This window comes from Escherichia coli DSM 30083 = JCM 1649 = ATCC 11775 (assembly GCF_003697165.2).
GTDB lineage: Bacteria > Pseudomonadota > Gammaproteobacteria > Enterobacterales > Enterobacteriaceae > Escherichia > Escherichia coli.
On the sequence record NZ_CP033092.2, the window covers coordinates 4,195,779 to 4,214,695 of the forward strand.

At 52.5% G+C, this 18,917-nt stretch carries 16 protein-coding genes; 9 read left to right on the forward strand and 7 right to left on the reverse strand.

Annotation, left to right across the window (positions count from 1 at the left end; genetic code table 11):
* Window positions 1-12: 12 nt before the first annotated feature.
* Together pyrI and ridA are read left to right on the forward strand one after the other, a co-directional pair.
* Window positions 13-474, forward strand: coding sequence for an aspartate carbamoyltransferase regulatory subunit (pyrI, locus tag EAS44_RS21620; protein ID WP_000148581.1), 462 nt, complete (start codon window positions 13-15; stop codon window positions 472-474).
* A 72-nt stretch (window positions 475-546) separates the two neighbouring features.
* Complete coding sequence (ridA, locus tag EAS44_RS21625) at window positions 547-933, forward strand: 2-iminobutanoate/2-iminopropanoate deaminase (RefSeq protein WP_000047539.1); 387 nt, start codon at window positions 547-549, stop codon at window positions 931-933.
* A gap of 205 nt (window positions 934-1,138) precedes the next feature.
* On the opposite strand, the gene mgtA is transcribed toward ridA, so the two are convergent.
* Both mgtA and mgtL read right to left on the reverse strand, forming a co-directional pair.
* Window positions 1,139-3,835 (reverse strand): magnesium-translocating P-type ATPase, encoded by a 2,697-nt coding sequence (gene mgtA / locus EAS44_RS21630; RefSeq protein WP_000471866.1) that lies wholly within the window; start codon window positions 3,833-3,835, stop codon window positions 1,139-1,141.
* Window positions 3,836-3,975: 140 nt separating this feature from the next.
* A complete protein-coding gene (mgtL, locus tag EAS44_RS21635) occupies window positions 3,976-4,029 on the reverse strand; it encodes a mgtA regulatory leader peptide MgtL (RefSeq protein WP_001387276.1) in 54 nt (17 codons plus the stop codon).
* Between the two features lie 184 nt (window positions 4,030-4,213).
* Here mgtL and treR point away from each other — a divergent pair, with 184 nt between their 5' ends.
* The 5 genes from treR to nrdG all read left to right on the forward strand — a co-directional run bounded on the left by treR (window position 4,214) and on the right by nrdG (window position 11,560).
* The gene (gene treR, locus EAS44_RS21640; protein WP_001181324.1) at window positions 4,214-5,161 is read left to right on the forward strand and encodes a trehalose operon repressor TreR; all 948 of its coding nucleotides are present in this window, start codon (window positions 4,214-4,216) and stop codon (window positions 5,159-5,161) included.
* A 118-nt stretch (window positions 5,162-5,279) separates the two neighbouring features.
* Window positions 5,280-6,701: a PTS trehalose transporter subunit IIBC gene (gene treB, locus EAS44_RS21645; RefSeq protein WP_001299664.1), complete on the forward strand. Its 1,422-nt coding sequence runs from the start codon at window positions 5,280-5,282 to the stop codon at window positions 6,699-6,701.
* Window positions 6,702-6,750: 49 nt separating this feature from the next.
* Window positions 6,751-8,406, forward strand: a complete 1,656-nt coding sequence (gene treC / locus EAS44_RS21650; protein WP_000183355.1) for an alpha,alpha-phosphotrehalase — start codon at window positions 6,751-6,753, stop codon at window positions 8,404-8,406.
* Between the two features lie 393 nt (window positions 8,407-8,799).
* Window positions 8,800-10,938, forward strand: a complete 2,139-nt coding sequence (nrdD, locus tag EAS44_RS21655; RefSeq protein WP_000187791.1) for an anaerobic ribonucleoside-triphosphate reductase — start codon at window positions 8,800-8,802, stop codon at window positions 10,936-10,938.
* A gap of 157 nt (window positions 10,939-11,095) precedes the next feature.
* On the forward strand, window positions 11,096-11,560 hold the full coding sequence (nrdG, locus tag EAS44_RS21660) for an anaerobic ribonucleoside-triphosphate reductase-activating protein (RefSeq protein ID WP_001106226.1): 465 nt from the start codon (window positions 11,096-11,098) through the stop codon (window positions 11,558-11,560).
* A gap of 44 nt (window positions 11,561-11,604) precedes the next feature.
* On the opposite strand, the gene cybC is transcribed toward nrdG, so the two are convergent.
* On the reverse strand, window positions 11,605-11,991 hold the full coding sequence (gene cybC / locus EAS44_RS21665) for a cytochrome b562 (RefSeq protein ID WP_001232255.1): 387 nt from the start codon (window positions 11,989-11,991) through the stop codon (window positions 11,605-11,607).
* A gap of 182 nt (window positions 11,992-12,173) precedes the next feature.
* Window positions 12,174-13,526 carry a metalloprotease PmbA gene (gene pmbA, locus EAS44_RS21670; protein ID WP_001162171.1) on the reverse strand — a complete coding sequence of 451 codons (1,353 nt, stop codon included), beginning with the start codon at window positions 13,524-13,526 and terminating at the stop codon, window positions 12,174-12,176.
* Window positions 13,527-13,619: 93 nt separating this feature from the next.
* Between pmbA and yjgA the strand changes: the two genes are divergently transcribed.
* Window positions 13,620-14,171, forward strand: a complete 552-nt coding sequence (gene yjgA, locus EAS44_RS21675; RefSeq protein ID WP_000166270.1) for a ribosome biogenesis factor YjgA — start codon at window positions 13,620-13,622, stop codon at window positions 14,169-14,171.
* A 155-nt stretch (window positions 14,172-14,326) separates the two neighbouring features.
* Here yjgA and mpl read toward each other — a convergent pair whose 3' ends face one another.
* Window positions 14,327-15,700, reverse strand: a complete 1,374-nt coding sequence (gene mpl, locus EAS44_RS21680; protein ID WP_001219792.1) for a UDP-N-acetylmuramate:L-alanyl-gamma-D-glutamyl-meso-diaminopimelate ligase — start codon at window positions 15,698-15,700, stop codon at window positions 14,327-14,329.
* A gap of 175 nt (window positions 15,701-15,875) precedes the next feature.
* Here mpl and fbp point away from each other — a divergent pair, with 175 nt between their 5' ends.
* Window positions 15,876-16,874, forward strand: coding sequence for a class 1 fructose-bisphosphatase (gene fbp, locus EAS44_RS21685; RefSeq protein ID WP_000853753.1), 999 nt, complete (start codon window positions 15,876-15,878; stop codon window positions 16,872-16,874).
* A gap of 32 nt (window positions 16,875-16,906) precedes the next feature.
* Here the strand turns inward: fbp and yjfF are convergent, their stop codons facing one another.
* Entirely contained in the window at window positions 16,907-17,902 is a 996-nt protein-coding gene (gene yjfF, locus EAS44_RS21690; RefSeq protein WP_000596015.1) for a galactofuranose ABC transporter, permease protein YjfF, read from the reverse strand.
* The gene (gene ytfT, locus EAS44_RS21695; protein ID WP_001297255.1) at window positions 17,889-18,911 is read right to left on the reverse strand and encodes a galactofuranose ABC transporter, ATP-binding protein YtfT; all 1,023 of its coding nucleotides are present in this window, start codon (window positions 18,909-18,911) and stop codon (window positions 17,889-17,891) included. Before ytfT ends, yjfF begins: the two co-directional genes overlap by 14 nt.
* Between the last annotated feature and the right edge of the window lie 6 nt (window positions 18,912-18,917).

Below are 18,917 nucleotides of genomic sequence, written 5' to 3' on the forward strand. Positions count from 1 at the left end.
GGGGAAATAGAGATGACACACGATAATAAATTGCAGGTTGAAGCTATTAAACGCGGCACGGTAATTGACCATATCCCCGCCCAGATCGGTTTTAAGCTGTTGAGTCTGTTCAAGCTGACCGAAACGGATCAGCGCATCACCATCGGTCTGAACTTGCCTTCTGGCGAGATGGGCCGCAAAGATCTGATCAAAATCGAAAATACCTTTTTGAGTGAAGATCAGGTAGATCAACTGGCATTGTATGCGCCGCAAGCCACGGTTAACCGTATCGACAACTATGAAGTGGTGGGTAAATCGCGCCCCAGTCTGCCAGAGCGCATCGACAATGTGCTGGTCTGCCCGAACAGCAACTGTATCAGCCATGCCGAACCGGTTTCTTCCAGCTTTGCCGTGCGAAAACGCGCCAATGACATCGCGCTCAAATGCAAATACTGTGAAAAAGAGTTTTCCCATAATGTGGTGCTGGCCAATTAATTGCGGTTGGTAATAAAAGTCTGGCTCCCTATAATGAGCCAGACTTTTTACCGCTGTAATAAAGGAGAAATCATGAGCAAAACTATCGCGACGGAAAATGCACCGGCAGCTATCGGTCCTTACGTACAGGGCGTTGATCTGGGCAATATGATCATCACCTCCGGTCAGATCCCGGTAAATCCGAAAACGGGTGAAGTACCGGCAGACGTCGCTGCACAGGCACGTCAGTCGCTGGATAACGTAAAAGCGATCGTCGAAGCCGCTGGCCTGAAAGTGGGCGACATCGTTAAAACCACCGTGTTTGTGAAAGATCTGAACGACTTCGCTACCGTTAATGCTACCTACGAAGCCTTCTTCACCGAACACAACGCCACCTTCCCGGCACGTTCTTGCGTTGAAGTCGCCCGTCTGCCGAAAGACGTGAAGATTGAGATCGAAGCGATCGCTGTTCGTCGCTAATCTTGATGGAAATCCGGGCTATCATGCCCGGATTAAGTCTGATGACAAACGCAAAATCGCCTGATGCGCTACGCTTATCAGGCCTACGTGATTCCTGCAATTTATTGAATTTGTTGGCCGGATAAGGCATTTACGCCGCATCCGGCATGAACAAAGCTTACTTTGTCTGCAATCTGAATCGGGGCTATCGTGCCCAGTTTATTCTTTATTGCCAGCCGTAACGACGGCTATAGAACCCTTTCACCAACTGGGTTAATGTCATATACCCTGCCAGAATCGCAACCAGCCACGGGAAATAGCTTAACGGCAGCGCCTGTAATTGCAGATAACTGGCCAGCGGTGAAAACGGCAATGCGATCCCGACAATCATCACGATCACGGTCATGATCATTAACGGCCACGATGCACAGCTCTGAATAAACGGCACACGGCGGGTGCGGATCATATGCACAATCAGCGTTTGCGACAGTAAGCCCACCACAAACCATCCCGACTGGAACAGCGTTTGCGTTTCCGGCGTGTTGGCATGGAATACCCACCACATCAGGCAAAACGTCAGAATATCGAAGATCGAGCTGATCGGTCCGAAGAAGATCATAAAGCGCCCCAGATCCGCCGGGTTCCAACGCTGCGGCTTTTGAATTTGCTCGTCGTCGACGTTATCAAACGGGATCGCCACCTGTGACACATCATACAGCAGGTTCTGAATAAGCAAGTGTAACGGCAACATCGGCAGGAAGGGCAAGAAAGCACTCGCCACCAGCACGCTGAACACATTACCGAAGTTGGAGCTCGCCGTCATTTTGATGTATTTCAGCATGTTGGCGAAAGTGCGACGTCCTTCAATAACCCCCTCTTCCAGCACCATCAGGCTTTTTTCCAGCAGGATGATATCAGCCGCTTCACGGGCAATATCTACCGCGCCGTCCACAGAAATGCCGATATCCGCAGCGCGTAAGGCGGGCGCATCATTAATACCATCGCCCATAAAGCCAACCACATGCCCTTCGCGCTTCAGTAAGGTCACAATGCGTTCTTTATGCATCGGCGTCAGACGAGCAAACAGCGTGGTGCGCTGTGCGAGATTTGCCAGTTCGTCGTCAGATAGCGTTTCAATATCACTACCAATGACCACCTCTCCCGCGTCCAGCCCCACTTCATGGCACACTTTCGCTGCAACTAACTCACTGTCGCCAGTAAGGATTTTTACGGTAATTCCACTCGCTTTTAATGCCTTCAGTGCCGGAGCAGTTGTCTCTTTTGGCGGATCAAGGAAAGCAATATATCCTTCGAGGATCAGGTCGGATTCATCCGCCCGCTGGTAATCTCCTTCACGCGCTGGCAGGTATTTCGTCGCCACCGCAACCACGCGCAGCCCCTGACGATTCAGCGTATCAGTAACCCGCTTAATCTTACGCAGCATGATGTCATCGAGCGGCACAATCTCGCCATTGTGACGCACCTGCGAACACACATTGAGGATTTCCTGCAATGCACCTTTGCAAACCAGCTGATGGTGCTCGGTATTTTCTGCCACTACCACCGACATCCGGCGACGCTCGAAATCAAACGGAATCTCATCGATTTTTTGCCAACGACTGGCCAGCGAGCGCGCTGACTCTTCATCCGTACCTTCGAGCACCGCTGTATCGAGCAGGTTTTTAAGTCCGGTCTGATAATGACTGTTCAACCACGCGCTATGCAGCACGCGTTCGCTGGTTTTACCGGAGATATCGGTATGATTCTCCAGCACAATTTTGTCCTGTGTCAGGGTGCCAGTTTTATCAGTGCACAGAATATCCATTGCGCCAAAGTTCTGAATAGCATCCAGATGTTTGACGATCACTTTCTGTTTCGACAGCTTTACTGCGCCGCGCGCCAGCGTCGAGGTAACAATCATCGGCAACATTTCCGGCGTTAAGCCTACCGCGACCGAAAGCGCAAACAGTGCCGCTTCCCACCAGTCGCCTTTGGTGTAACCATTGATTAACAGCACCACCGGAGCCATCACCAGCATAAAGCGAATCAGCAGCATACTGACGCGGCTGATCCCTTGCTGAAAGGCATTCGGCTCGCTTTCCTGCTCACTAACACGCCCCGCCAGTTGACCAAACCAGGTATTGGCACCTGTAGCAATCACCATTGCTTGTGCCGTGCCGCTCACCACGGTGGTGCCCATAAAACACAGGGTGTCGCACTCCAGCGGATTGCTGTGCTCCGGCTGGCGAGTGGTAGCTGCTTTTTCTACGGGCAGAGACTCACCGGTTAACGACGCCTGAGCGACGAACAGATCCCGCGCCTGCAAGATACGTAAATCTGCCGGGATCATATCCCCCGCCGCCAGTTTTATAATATCGCCGGGCACCAGCTGGTCGATCGGGATCTCCAGCCAGCCATTTTCGCCTTTGTCGTTAATTACGCGCAGCACCGTCGCAGTATTGCTGACCATCGCTTTCAGGGCATCTGCCGCTTTAGTGGAACGTGCTTCCTGAATAAAGTTCAGCAACGTAGAAATAGCGACCATTAGCGCGATAACGCCCGCGGCAAATAAATCTTCCGTGGCGTAAGAAATAGCGCCGAGAATGGTGAGTAAAATATTAAATGGGTTGCGATAGCAGACCCATAAATGTACCCACCACGGCGACGGTTGTTGTGCGGGTAATTTATTTTCACCATGTTGTTCGCGGGCAGATTCCACTTCCGCCTGATTTAACCCTTCCGGATGGGTGTCGAACGTTTTCCATAATTCTTCTTCGGGCATCACCGCCATTTTCAGGCAATGCGCACTTAAGGACGGCGGGACCGCCGTATTCACTGTCTGCTGCGCGCCAGGCAATGGATCGCGATGAACCAGACGGGAAGGTAAATGGCGAATGAGCCGGGTAAAAATTTCTTTAAACATAAGGAGTCCCTCCGCACTGTCTGAAACAGTACAGAAATGTCTTCAGGCGTGGCGAAGCCTTACCTGAAGGTAATAAAGCTGAGCAGGGACGTTAAAACGTCACGGCCTTACGCATCCGGTAACGCCGTGAAAAGACGGGCTTACCGGAAAAGTTTTAATCTCCGTCGAGGGAGAGGCGTGGGATCAGGTTCCATATAACCTCCGGTAAGTGAAAAAAGCGCCGCAAATAATAAGGAGAATCCAATAATATTCGTAGCATCTATGGCGATATAATACCTGCTGGCAACTAAACCAACGATAAACCAGACTTTACCCATTGCTGAATGCACGGGTAAAGTTAGGCTCAAATAATTAAACAACACGTTACAGGACAACAGGATGCAAAATCGGCTGACCATCAAAGACATCGCACGCTTAAGCGGCGTGGGGAAATCTACAGTTTCCCGGGTGCTGAATAACGAAAGCGGCGTGAGCCAGCGCACCCGCGAGCGTGTTGAAGCAGTGATGAATCAGCATGGATTTTCCCCTTCCCGCTCTGCGCGCGCTATGCGTGGGCAAAGCGATAAAGTGGTCGCCATCATTGTTACCCGTCTGGATTCGTTGTCAGAAAATCTCGCCGTTCAAACCATGCTGCCAGCGTTCTATGAACAAGGTTACGACCCAATCATGATGGAAAGTCAGTTTTCCCCACAATTAGTTGCCGAACATTTGGGGGTGCTGAAACGGCGTAATATCGACGGCGTAGTGCTGTTCGGTTTTACTGGCATAACAGAAGAAATGTTAGCCCACTGGCAGTCATCGCTGGTTCTGCTGGCGCGTGACGCAAAAGGCTTTGCTTCGGTCTGTTATGACGACGAAGGGGCAATCAAGATCCTGATGCAACGGCTGTATGACCAGGGGCATCGTAATATCAGTTATCTCGGCGTGCCGCATAGTGACGTGACAACCGGTAAGCGACGTCACGAAGCCTACCTGGCGTTCTGCAAAGCGCATAAACTGCATCCCGTTGCCGCTCTGCCAGGGCTTGCTATGAAGCAAGGCTATGAGAACGTGGCAAAAGTGATTACGCCTGAAACTACTGCGTTACTGTGCGCAACCGACACGCTGGCACTTGGCGCAAGTAAATACCTGCAAGAGCAACGCATCGACACCTTGCAACTGGCGAGCGTCGGTAATACACCGTTAATGAAATTCCTCCATCCGGAGATCGTCACCGTAGATCCCGGTTACGCCGAAGCTGGACGCCAGGCGGCCTGCCAATTGATCGCACAGGTAACCGGGCGCAGCGAACCGCAACAAATCATCATCCCCGCCACCCTGTCCTGATCGTTTCCTGAACGATAAATTGTGATCTTCGCTGCGTTTCGGGAACGTTCCCGTTTTTAAATTTTTCCGCGCAATATATTCTGCAGCCAACCAAAAATGTCATCTGCCATGGGGCTTTATGATGAGCAAAATAAACCAAACGGATATCGATCGGTTGATTGAACTGGTCGGCGGGCGCGGCAATATTGCGACGGTGAGCCACTGTATTACTCGCCTGCGCTTTGTCCTCAACCAACCGGCCAATGCCAGACCGAAAGAAATTGAGCAACTCCCCATGGTGAAAGGCTGTTTCACCAATGCCGGGCAATTTCAGGTGGTGATTGGCACCAATGTGGGTGATTACTATCAAGCACTAATAGCGTCAACCGGACAGGCGCAGGTTGATAAAGAGCAGGTAAAAAAAGCCGCCCGGCAGAATATGAAATGGCATGAGCAGTTGATCTCTCATTTCGCGGAGATCTTCTTCCCGTTGCTGCCCGCGTTGATCAGCGGCGGTTTGATCCTCGGTTTTCGCAATGTGATCGGCGATTTGCCCATGAGCAACGGTCAGACGCTGGCGCAAATGTACCCTTCCCTGCAAACGATCTACGATTTTCTGTGGTTGATCGGTGAAGCGATCTTCTTCTACCTGCCGGTCGGTATTTGCTGGTCAGCGGTGAAAAAAATGGGCGGCACGCCGATCCTTGGTATCGTGCTTGGCGTGACACTGGTTTCTCCACAGCTGATGAACGCTTATCTGCTCGGGCAGCAGCTGCCGGAAGTGTGGGACTTTGGCATGTTCAGCATCGCCAAAGTAGGCTATCAGGCGCAGGTGATCCCGGCACTGTTAGCCGGACTGGCGCTGGGCGTTATTGAAACTCGCCTTAAACGCATCGTGCCGGATTACCTCTATCTGGTGGTGGTACCCGTCTGTTCGCTGATCCTCGCGGTGTTCCTCGCCCATGCGCTGATTGGTCCGTTTGGTCGCATGATTGGCGATGGCGTTGCCTTTGCGGTACGTCACCTGATGACCGGCAGCTTTGCTCCAATTGGCGCGGCATTGTTTGGCTTCCTGTACGCCCCGCTGGTGATCACCGGGGTACACCAGACCACGCTTGCTATTGATTTGCAGATGATTCAAAGCATGGGTGGTACGCCAGTGTGGCCGCTGATTGCGCTGTCGAATATCGCTCAGGGCTCCGCCGTGATAGGCATTATCATTTCCAGCCGCAAGCACAATGAACGCGAGATCTCCGTGCCTGCGGCGATCTCCGCCTGGCTTGGGGTCACTGAGCCTGCAATGTACGGCATCAACCTGAAATATCGCTTCCCGATGCTGTGCGCGATGATTGGTTCTGGTCTGGCAGGATTGCTATGCGGCCTGAACGGCGTTATGGCGAATGGCATCGGCGTAGGCGGCCTACCGGGAATTCTCTCGATTCAACCGAGCTACTGGCAGGTGTTTGCGCTGGCAATGGCTATCGCCATCATCATCCCGATTGTACTCACCTCGTTTATCTATCAGCGGAAATACCGCCTGGGCACGCTGGATATTGTTTAATTTTCTTCGGGGCGCAATTGCGCCCCCTCGCATTTGCAGGAATAACGTAATGACTAATCTTCCCCACTGGTGGCAAAACGGCGTTATCTACCAGATTTATCCAAAGAGTTTTCAGGACACCACGGGTAGCGGCACCGGCGATTTACGTGGCGTTATACAACGCCTGGACTATCTGCATAAACTGGGCGTTGATGCCATCTGGCTAACCCCCTTTTATGTCTCTCCCCAGGTCGATAACGGTTACGACGTAGCGAACTATACGGCGATTGATCCCACCTACGGCACGCTGGACGATTTTGACGAACTGGTGACGCAGGCAAAATCGCGCGGGATTCGTATCATTCTCGATATGGTGTTTAACCATACCTCTACCCAACATGCCTGGTTTCGCGAGGCGCTGAACAAAGAAAGCCCTTACCGCCAGTTTTATATCTGGCGCGATGGCGAACCAGAAACACCACCGAACAACTGGCGTTCAAAATTTGGCGGTAGTGCGTGGCGCTGGCATGCGGAAAGCGAACAGTACTATTTGCATCTCTTTGCACCAGAACAGGCGGATCTCAACTGGGAGAATCCAGCGGTACGCGCAGAGCTGAAAAAAGTCTGTGAGTTCTGGGCCGATCGTGGGGTTGACGGGTTGCGCCTGGATGTGGTGAATCTGATCTCCAAAGACCCGCGTTTCCCTGAAGACCTGGATGGCGACGGGCGTCGCTTCTACACCGACGGACCACGAGCACACGAGTTTTTGCACGAGATGAACCGCGATGTGTTTACGCCACGCGGGTTAATGACCGTAGGTGAAATGTCCTCCACCAGCCTTGAGCATTGCCAGCGATACGCGGCACTGACAGGCAGTGAATTATCGATGACCTTTAATTTTCATCACCTGAAGGTCGATTATCCCGGTGGTGAAAAATGGACGCTGGCTAAACCTGACTTTGTGGCGTTGAAAACATTGTTCCGCCACTGGCAACAAGGAATGCACAACGTAGCATGGAATGCCTTGTTCTGGTGTAACCACGATCAGCCGCGCATTGTTTCTCGCTTTGGTGATGAAGGTGAATACCGCGTGCCTGCGGCAAAAATGCTGGCGATGGTGCTGCATGGCATGCAGGGAACGCCGTATATCTACCAGGGCGAAGAGATTGGCATGACCAACCCGCATTTCACGCGCATTACTGACTATCGCGACGTGGAGAGCCTCAATATGTTTGCCGAGCTACGCAACGATGGGCGTGATGCCGACGAGTTATTGGCAATCCTCGCCAGCAAATCCCGTGACAACAGTCGCACACCCATGCAATGGAGCAACGGCGATAATGCCGGGTTTACGGCTGGCGAACCGTGGATTGGCCTGGGCGATAACTATCAACAAATCAACGTAGAAGCCGCGCTGGCCGATGATTCCTCGGTGTTTTACACCTACCAAAAGTTAATCGCACTGCGTAAGCAGGAAGCCATCCTGACATGGGGCAATTACCAGGATCTGCTGCCAAACAGCCCTGTATTGTGGTGCTATCGCCGTGAATGGAAGGGGCAAACCTTGCTGGTCATTGCCAACCTTAGCCGTGAGATCCAACCCTGGCAGCCAGGGCAAATGCGCGGCAACTGGCAGCTTGTGATGCATAACTACGAAGAAGCCTCACCACAACCCTGTGCCATGACTTTACGGCCTTTTGAGGCTGTCTGGTGGTTACAGAAGTAAATCTCCCCTAAGCCCCGGTAATGCCGGTCATTCCGGGGTTTTGTCTGTCAGCATGTTGTTTTTGTTGATTTTTCAACCAGCAAATTCATTAAAAAATTTACATAACGCTGTAGCGCCCGTCATCCGTACGCTCTGCTTTTTACTTTGAGCTACATCAAAAAAAGTTAAAACATCCTTGATGCAAAGCACTATATATAGACTTTAAAATGCGTCCCAACCCAATATGTTGTATTAATCGACTATAATTGCTACTACAGCTCCCCACGAAAAAGGTGCGGCGTTGTGGATAAGCGGATGGCGATTGCGGAAAGCACCGGAAAACGAAACGAAAAAACCGGAAAATGCCTTTCCCAATTTCTGTGGATAACCTGTTCTTAAAAATATGGAGCGATCATGACACCGCATGTGATGAAACGAGACGGCTGCAAAGTGCCGTTTAAATCAGAGCGCATCAAAGAAGCGATTCTGCGTGCAGCTAAAGCAGCGGAAGTCGATGATGCCGATTATTGCGCCACTGTTGCCGCGGTTGTCAGCGAGCAGATGCAGGGCCGCAACCAGGTGGATATCAACGAGATCCAGACCGCAGTTGAAAACCAGCTGATGTCGGGTCCATACAAACAACTGGCTCGCGCTTACATCGAGTACCGTCACGATCGCGACATTGAACGTGAAAAACGCGGTCGCCTGAACCAGGAGATCCGTGGTCTGGTCGAGCAGACCAACGCCTCGTTACTCAACGAAAACGCCAACAAAGACAGCAAGGTGATTCCAACCCAGCGCGACCTGCTGGCCGGGATCGTGGCTAAACACTATGCACGTCAGCACCTGCTGCCGCGTGACGTGGTGCAGGCACATGAGCGTGGCGATATTCACTATCACGATCTCGATTACTCACCGTTTTTCCCGATGTTCAACTGCATGTTGATCGACCTGAAAGGCATGCTGACCCAGGGCTTTAAAATGGGGAACGCCGAGATTGAACCGCCGAAGTCGATCTCAACGGCAACCGCGGTAACTGCGCAGATTATTGCTCAGGTTGCCAGCCATATTTATGGCGGCACCACCATTAACCGTATCGATGAAGTGCTGGCACCGTTTGTCACCGCCAGCTACAACAAACATCGCAAGACCGCAGAAGAGTGGAGCATCCCGGACGCAGAAGGCTACGCTAACTCTCGTACCATTAAAGAGTGCTACGATGCCTTCCAGTCGCTGGAGTACGAAGTAAACACCCTGCATACCGCCAACGGTCAAACGCCGTTTGTAACTTTTGGTTTTGGTCTGGGCACCAGCTGGGAATCGCGCCTGATTCAGGAATCTATCCTGCGTAACCGTATCGCAGGTCTCGGTAAAAACCGTAAAACTGCGGTGTTCCCGAAACTGGTGTTTGCGATTCGCGATGGTCTGAACCATAAAAAAGGCGATCCGAACTACGACATCAAACAGCTGGCGCTGGAGTGCGCAAGCAAGCGCATGTATCCGGATATCCTGAACTACGATCAGGTAGTGAAAGTCACCGGTTCGTTTAAAACCCCGATGGGCTGCCGCAGCTTCCTCGGCGTGTGGGAAAATGAAAACGGCGAGCAGATCCACGATGGTCGTAACAACCTCGGCGTGATCAGCCTGAACCTGCCGCGTATTGCTCTGGAAGCAAAAGGCGATGAAGCCACCTTCTGGAAGCTGCTGGATGAACGTCTGGTGCTGGCACGTAAGGCGCTGATGACCCGTATCGCTCGTCTCGAAGGCGTGAAAGCGCGTGTGGCCCCGATCCTCTATATGGAAGGCGCTTGTGGCGTGCGTCTGAATGCTGACGATGATGTTTCTGAAATCTTCAAAAACGGTCGTGCATCTATTTCGCTGGGTTACATCGGCATCCACGAAACCATTAACGCGCTGTTCGGCGGCGAACATGTTTACGACAACGAGCAGCTCCGCGCGAAAGGTATCGCGATTGTTGAACGTCTGCGTCAGGCAGTGGATCAGTGGAAAGAAGAAACGGGTTATGGTTTCAGTCTCTACAGCACGCCGAGTGAAAACCTGTGCGACCGCTTCTGCCGTCTCGATACTGCTGAGTTTGGCGTGGTGCCGGGCGTAACGGACAAAGGTTACTACACCAACAGTTTCCACCTCGATGTGGAGAAGAAGGTGAACCCGTACGACAAGATCGACTTTGAAGCGCCTTACCCGCCGCTGGCGAACGGTGGTTTCATTTGCTACGGCGAGTATCCAAACATTCAGCACAACCTGAAGGCGCTGGAAGATGTCTGGGATTACAGCTATCAGCATGTACCGTATTACGGCACCAATACACCGATTGATGAGTGCTACGAGTGTGGCTTTACCGGTGAGTTCGAGTGCACCAGCAAAGGCTTCACTTGCCCGAAATGTGGTAACCATGACGCCTCCCGTGTGTCGGTAACTCGCCGCGTGTGCGGATATTTAGGTAGCCCGGATGCACGTCCATTTAACGCCGGTAAGCAGGAAGAAGTTAAGCGCCGCGTTAAACATTTGGGAAATGGGCAGATAGGTTAATCTTCACTCTACGTTAAGCAAATGCCGGATGCGGCGTAAACGCCTTATCCGGCCTACATTTGGCAACTGCTCCAGGCCTGATAAGACGCGACAGCGTCGCATCAGGCATTGATTACCGGATGCAGCCTACACGCGGACTGATAAGCCAGGCGAAATAATGAATTATCATCAGTACTATCCTGTCGACATCGTCAACGGCCCCGGCACTCGCTGCACCCTGTTTGTCTCCGGGTGTGTTCATGAATGCCCCGGTTGCTATAACAAAAGCACATGGCGGGTAAATTCTGGTCAGCCATTTACCAAAGCAATGGAAGACCAGATCATTAACGATCTGAATGACACTCGTATCAAACGCCAGGGGATTTCCCTCTCCGGCGGCGATCCGCTGCATCCGCAAAACGTGCCGGATATTCTGAAACTGGTAAAACGCATCCGCGCCGAGTGTCCGGATAAAGACATCTGGGTGTGGACAGGCTATAAACTCGACGATCTCAACGCTGCGCAAATGCAGGTTGTTGATTTGATTAACGTACTGGTCGACGGCAAATTTGTGCAGGATTTAAAAGACCCTTCCCTGATCTGGCGCGGCAGCAGCAATCAGGTGGTGCATCATTTGCGATGATAAGTTCCCTGTTACCTGAGTGCAGGCAACAGGGAAATGAGGAATTAACGATACTTCTGGTGATAGGCGTTGCGGGTCGTTTTCAGTTGCTCTGCGGCAGCCTGCGCTTCTTTTACTTTACCTTCATTTGCCAGCTTCAGCGCGTCGTCAATCTGACCAACCAGAATATCGAAACCGTGACGGAAGTCTTTCATTTCCGGGCTGTCCGGTGATTTATCTTCGAGCTTCGGCGGCGTTGCTTTTTGCGCATCCAGCGCTGCGGCGCGCATCTTCGTTAACGCGTCTTTGACTTGCGCCGCGTTATCGGCTTTTTCGACCACTTTTAAAGTGTCGTTGAGGGTTTCCATATTGTCTTCAAGATCAGCGGCAAACGACGCCGAACTGAATACCAACGAGGAGACTGCAAGAATAGCTAACAGGCTTTTACGCATTGCTCACTTCCTTTTTTATTTACACTTCATCCTTCACACTGCCTCATCGACGGCTACGCTCATTCGCCCGGGTCACGTACTGCGAGTACGCTCCCCGGCCCTCATTCACTTTCCGTCTCGATGCAGTGCAAATGATTTTGTGTAATTTTTTAGTTTATAGCGCGGCAGGTCGCGCCAGTTTTTTACTGCCCGGCGATTTTCATCTCCGGCAACAGCACAGAACCACACTGTATATTACTGCGTGTTTCAATATCGTTACCGACGGTGACAATATTGCGCCACATATCTTTTAAATTACCTGCGATGGTGATTTCGCTAACCGGATACTGAATTTCGCCATTCTCTACCCAGAAGCCCGCTGCACCACGGGAATAATCACCGGTAATGGCACTCACGCCCTGGCCCATCAGCTCCGTCACCACCAGCCCGGTACCCATCTCTTTGAGCATTTGTTCGAAGCTTAGCCCTTGTCCGGCAATCCGCCAGTTGTGAATACCGCCCGCATGTCCGGTGCTTTTCAGCCCCAGTTTCCGCGCCGAGTAGCTGGTCAGCAGCCACTGAGTCAGGATGCCATCTTTAATAATATCGCGACGCTCGGTGCGCACACCTTCGCTGTCAAATGGCGTCGATGCCAGCCCTTTCAGCAGATGCGGATGCTCTTCAATGGTCAGCCAGTCCGGCAGAATTTGTTTACCCAGCGAATCCAGCAGGAAGGTGGATTTACGGTAAACCGATCCACCCGCTATCGCCCCCACCAGATGGCCAAAAAGCCCGGTTGCCACTTCATTGGCAAAAATGACCGGCGCTTTCATGGTGGAGAGTTTACGCGGTGACAGGCGCGATAAAGTACGGCGAGCACAGTCGGCCCCAACCCACTCTGGCGTTTGCAGATCGCTCATCGCACGACCAATGGTGTAGGCGTAATCACGCTCCATATCGCCATTTTCTTCGGCAATTACACAGCTGGAGAGCGAATGACGCGTTGAGCAGTAACCCTGCAACATGCCGTGGCTGTTGCCAAAAACTTTGACACCGTAGTGGCTGTTAAAGCTACCGCCTTCGGTATTGGTGATGCGTTTGTCCGCCTGCAATGCTGCCTGTTCTGCGCGGGCCGCCAGTTCAATGGCTTCATCCGGGGAAACTTCCGCAGGGTGGAACAAATCGAGATCCGGTGCGTCAAAGGCCAGCAGCTCTTTGTCTGCCACGCCGGCACAGGGATCTGGCGAGGTATAACGGGCAATATCCAGCGCCGCCTGTACGGTGCGGGCAATGGCCTGCGGGCTTAAATCGGTGGATGATGCGCTACCTTTGCGGTTCTGGTGATAAACAGTGATCCCCAGCGCGCCATCGCTATTGAATTCAACATTCTCCACTTCACCATAACGCGTGCTTACGCTAATGCCGGTGGTCTTGCTGACGGCAACTTCCGCACCGTCCGATTTACCTGAGGCCAACTCCAGCGCAGTGGAAACTGCTTCTTCCAGAATCTTGCGCTGCGCTTCAACTTGAGAGATTACTTTCATTGCAAGTGCCATAATGTAGAGAGTTTCTCTGAAGTCTAACAGAGAACCGTTTTTCAGTGCGCATCTTAACTGGTAACATTAGCCTCTTTTTTTAAGGAGCCTGAGATGACTAAGCAGCCCGAAGACTGGCTCGACGACGTTCCCGGTGATGACATCGAAGACGAAGACGATGAAATTATCTGGGTCAGTAAAAGTGAAATTAAACGTGATGCCGAGGAGCTAAAACGCCTTGGCGCGGAAATTGTTGATCTGGGGAAAAACGCGCTGGATAAGATCCCGTTAGATGCGGATCTGCGCGCGGCTATTGAGCTCGCCCAGCGTATTAAGATGGAAGGTCGCCGCCGCCAGTTGCAGCTCATCGGTAAGATGCTGCGCCAGCGCGACGTAGAGCCTATTCGTCAGGCGCTGGATAAGCTGAAAAACCGTCACAACCAGCAGGTGGTGCTGTTCCATAAACTGGAAAACCTGCGCGATCGTCTGATCGATCAAGGTGATGACGCCATCGCTGAAGTATTGAATCTGTGGCCCGATGCCGATCGTCAGCAGCTGCGTACTCTGATCCGCAACGCGAAGAAAGAGAAAGAAGGGAATAAGCCGCCGAAATCCGCACGCCAGATTTTCCAGTATCTGCGCGAACTGGCGGAGAATGAAGGGTAATTTTCGTTGTTGATGTGAGTATGGTTTGCCGGATGCGGTGCACCTGTAGGCCTGATAAGACGCATCAAGCGTCGCATCAGGCACTATGCTCAAATGCCGGATGCGGCGTGAACGCCTTATCCGGCCTACGCACACTATATCAGGCTAAGGCCGAATTACTGCGCGGCTTCCGCCTTCTTCGCCAGACCATCCAGCAGTTTCTGATGGATCCCACCAAAACCGCCGTTGCTCATCACCAGAATATGGTCGCCAGGCTGAGCGGTTTTCACCACCATATCTGCCAGCGTATCCACATCGCCACTCCAGTGTGCAGGCTGAACGCAGGCTTCTGCCACTTCTGCCACCTGCCACGGAATATGCGCCGGTTGCAGCAGGAAGACTTCATCGGCACGACCTAATGAAGGTGCCAGATCGTCTTTGCAGATCCCCATTTTCATGGTATTCGAGCGCGGTTCCAGCACGGCAATAATGCGCGCCGTACCGCCAACTTTGCCACGCAGCGCCGCAAGCGTTGCCAGAATCGCCGTTGGGTGATGGGCAAAATCGTCATATACCGTGACGCCATTCGCTTCACCACGCAACTCCAGACGGCGACGAGCGTTAATAAACGAACCCAGCGCGTTAGCGGCATCTGCCGGCGCTACACCAACATGGCGAGCCGCCGCAATCGCCATCAGGCCATTGTGCATATTATGTTCGCCTACCAGCGACCATTTCACTTCGCCCACTTTTTCGCCATCCAGCAAAACTTCCCATTCGGAAGCATCGGTGGTCAGCTTTTTCGCCTGCCAGTGCCCCTGCTCACCCACCAGCTCCTGCTCGCTCCAGCAGCCCATCGCCATGGTCTGTTTCAGGTTGATGTCGTTTTCTGGCCAGATAATACGGCCCTGCCCCGGAACGATACGCACCAGATGGTGGAACTGTTTCTGGATCGCTTTCAGGTCGTCAAAGATATCGGCGTGATCGAACTCAAGGTTGTTGAGGATCAGCGTACGTGGGCAGTAATGGACAAATTTAGAGCGTTTGTCGAAGAAGGCGCAGTCATACTCATCCGCTTCGATAACAAAGAAGTCGCTTTCGCCCAGACGCGCCGAAACCTCAAAGTTCCCCGGCACACCGCCGATCACAAATCCCGGTTTGTAACCGCACTGTTCCAGAATCCAGGTTGCCATTCCCGCGGTGGTGGTTTTGCCATGTGTACCGGCAACGGCCAGCACCCAGCGGTCGCGCAGCACAAAATCGTGCAGCCACTGTGGACCTGACATATAAGGGATGTTTTTTTCCAGTACCGCTTCCACACACGGATTTCCACGGGTCATGGCGTTGCCAATAATCACCAGATCCGGCTGCGGATCGAGCTGGCTGGCATCGTAACCCTGAATCAGTTCAATGCCTTGCTTCTCAAGTAAGGTGCTCATCGGCGGATACACATTGGCGTCCGAACCCGTTACTTCATGGCCTAACTGGCGCGCCAGCATCGCCAGACCGCCCATAAACGTGCCACAAATTCCTAAAATATGAATGCGCATACGTCACTATCCTTTTTTAATCTGCCGCTCATTTTACGCATATGTCGGGCAAGTGAGAAACGCATTTCAGGATAATCCGCAATTTGCTGGCGCGATTCACCTGAGCGCAACATTGAGATTATTTGTTAAGATTGTTGCGGTCGCTTTACTCCATAAACATTGCAGGGAAAGTTTTATGAAAACGTTAGGTGAATTTATTGTCGAAAAGCAGCACGAGTTTTCTCATGCTACCGGTGAGCTCACTGCTTTGCTGTCGGCAATAAAACTGGGCGCCAAGATTATCCATCGCGATATCAACAAAGCAGGACTGGTTGATATCCTGGGTGCCAGCGGTGCTGAGAACGTGCAGGGCGAGGTTCAGCAGAAACTCGACTTGTTCGCTAATGAAAAACTGAAAGCCGCACTGAAAGCACGCGATATCGTTGCGGGCATTGCCTCTGAAGAAGAAGATGAGATTGTCGTCTTTGAAGGCTGTGAACACGCAAAATACGTGGTGCTGATGGACCCACTGGATGGCTCGTCCAACATCGATGTTAACGTCTCTGTCGGTACCATTTTCTCCATCTACCGCCGCGTTACGCCTGTTGGCACGCCGGTAACGGAAGAAGATTTCCTCCAGCCTGGTAACAAACAGGTTGCGGCAGGTTACGTGGTATACGGCTCCTCTACCATGCTGGTTTACACCACCGGATGCGGTGTTCACGCCTTTACTTACGATCCTTCGCTGGGCGTTTTCTGTCTGTGCCAGGAACGGATGCGCTTCCCGGAGAAAGGCAAAACCTACTCCATCAACGAAGGAAACTACATTAAGTTTCCGAACGGGGTGAAGAAGTACATTAAATTCTGCCAGGAAGAAGATAAGTCCACCAACCGCCCTTATACCTCACGTTATATCGGTTCACTGGTCGCGGATTTCCACCGTAACCTGCTGAAAGGCGGTATTTATCTCTACCCAAGCACCGCCAGCCACCCGGACGGCAAACTGCGTTTGCTGTATGAGTGCAACCCGATGGCATTCCTGGCGGAACAAGCGGGCGGTAAAGCGAGCGATGGCAAAGAGCGTATTCTGGATATCATCCCGGAAACTCTGCACCAGCGCCGTTCGTTCTTTGTCGGCAACGACCATATGGTTGAAGATGTCGAACGCTTTATCCGTGAGTTCCCGGACGCGTAATCTCCTGCGCCTCTCCACACGGAGAGGCGTTTTTATCGCTGCGCAATGTTGACTCTTGTCACAGGCGAACTCTGACGATTCTCCCACAGCACCGTTAATCCACGCTGTAATGCTATAAAAATAAATAACAAAATACCGATGGCGATTTTCGTCCACCATGAGCTCAGCGTGCCATCAAAGTTGATATAAGTCTGTATTAGCCCCTGAATCGCCACGCCAAAAAGCGTCCCTAATACCGTTCCAACGCCACCGCTCAGAAGCGTACCGCCAATTACCACTGAGGCGATAGCATCCAGTTCCACACCTACGCCCGCCAGCGCATATCCGGCCTGGGTATAAATCGAGAAGACAATCCCCGCCAGCGTTGCCAGTCCGGTGGAGAGCATATAAATGCGAATAGTGGTGCTGCGAGTGGAAATCCCCATCAGGTTCGCCGACGTTGCGTTGCCGCCAATGGCGTATACCTGATTACCAAAACGGGTACGATGCGCGAGGAAAATACCGATAACCACCACCGCCAACATCAGCAGTCCCATCGCACTTAAGCGACCGCCGCCAGGGATTTTCCACGCAAGGCTTGAGAGCGTGTCATAAATGGGATGGTTTATCGGAATCGACTCTTCCGAAACGAGATAGCTGACACCGCGCAAAAAGAACATCCCCGCCAGGGTAATGATAAATGCCGGGATCTTCAGGGCGTCGATCAAAAGCCCCATAAATGCGCCGAAGGCACAGCCCATCACCAGCACTAGCGGAAACGCCAGTAGCGGCGAGAGGCCGAAATCGCCAATCACTTTTGCCAGAAACACGCCAGTAAAGGCGATCACCGAACCGACGGAGAGATCGATCCCACCGGAGAGGATCACAAAGGTCATGCCAACGGCAATGATCCCAAGAAAGGCGTTATCGGTCAGGATATTGCAGATCACTCTTGTGGAAGCAAAACCGGGAAACTGGGTTAGGCAGTAAAGATAACCCAACACAAAGACGCCGATGGTGATCATCAGTGGCAAATTACGTTTTATCACGGCTACGTACTCCTTTAATCAGACTGATAAAGCGTTGCGACTGGACAATCAGCACGCAAAGAACCACCACCGCTTTTACAACCTGGTTCATCTCTGGCGGAAAGCCCGAAAGCAAAATTCCGGTGTTCATCCCCTGAATAATCAGCGCCCCCACCACCGAAAGCAGTAGGTTAAAACGTCCGCCCATCAGCGATCCGCCGCCAATAACCACCGCGAGAATGGCGTCCAGCTCCAGCCATAACCCGGCGTTATTGGCATCGGCACCGCGAATATCCGCCGCCACGATAATGCCCGCAATCGCCGCACACAGCCCGCTCAACACGTAGGTAAGCATGACGATGATCCGCGTGTTTACCCCGGCATTTTTTGCCGCCCGAATGTTGATACCAACGGCTTCGATAAACATCCCCAGCGCCGTTTTGCGGGTCAACAGCCAGAACAGGATAAGCGTCAGCACCGCGATAATGACCGGCGTTGGCAGGAACAACAGCGATCCACTGCCAAACCATGAGAGATCCGGCGAATTAAACGTGACGATCTGTCCGGAGGTGATCAGTTGCGCCACGCCGCGCCCGGCGACCATCAGGATCAGGGTGGCAACAAACGGCTGAATTTTGAGGATCGCTACCAGTATGCCGTTCCACAATCCCGCCAGGATGCCAGTGCCCAGGGCGCTTAACAAAACAATCGGCAGGCTGAATCCCGCGACCGTCATCGCAGCCGTTGTGGCTCCGGCGATAGCCATCACCGCCCCCACGGAGAGATCAATCCCACCTGTTGCGATCACCAGCGTCATTCCGATAGCCAACAGCGCAACGGGGGCCGCACGGTTAAGAATGTCTATGGGGCTACCGAATAAACGCCCATCCTGGAGCACCACCTGCCAGAAATGCGGGGCCACCAGGCTATCGACCAGCAGCACCAGCAACAGTGCCGCCAGCTGCGGCATTCCCGTTGGCCAGCGAAAGCGCCTTTTCGGCGGCGTAGTGTCCGGGAGAGATTGAGGCATCACACT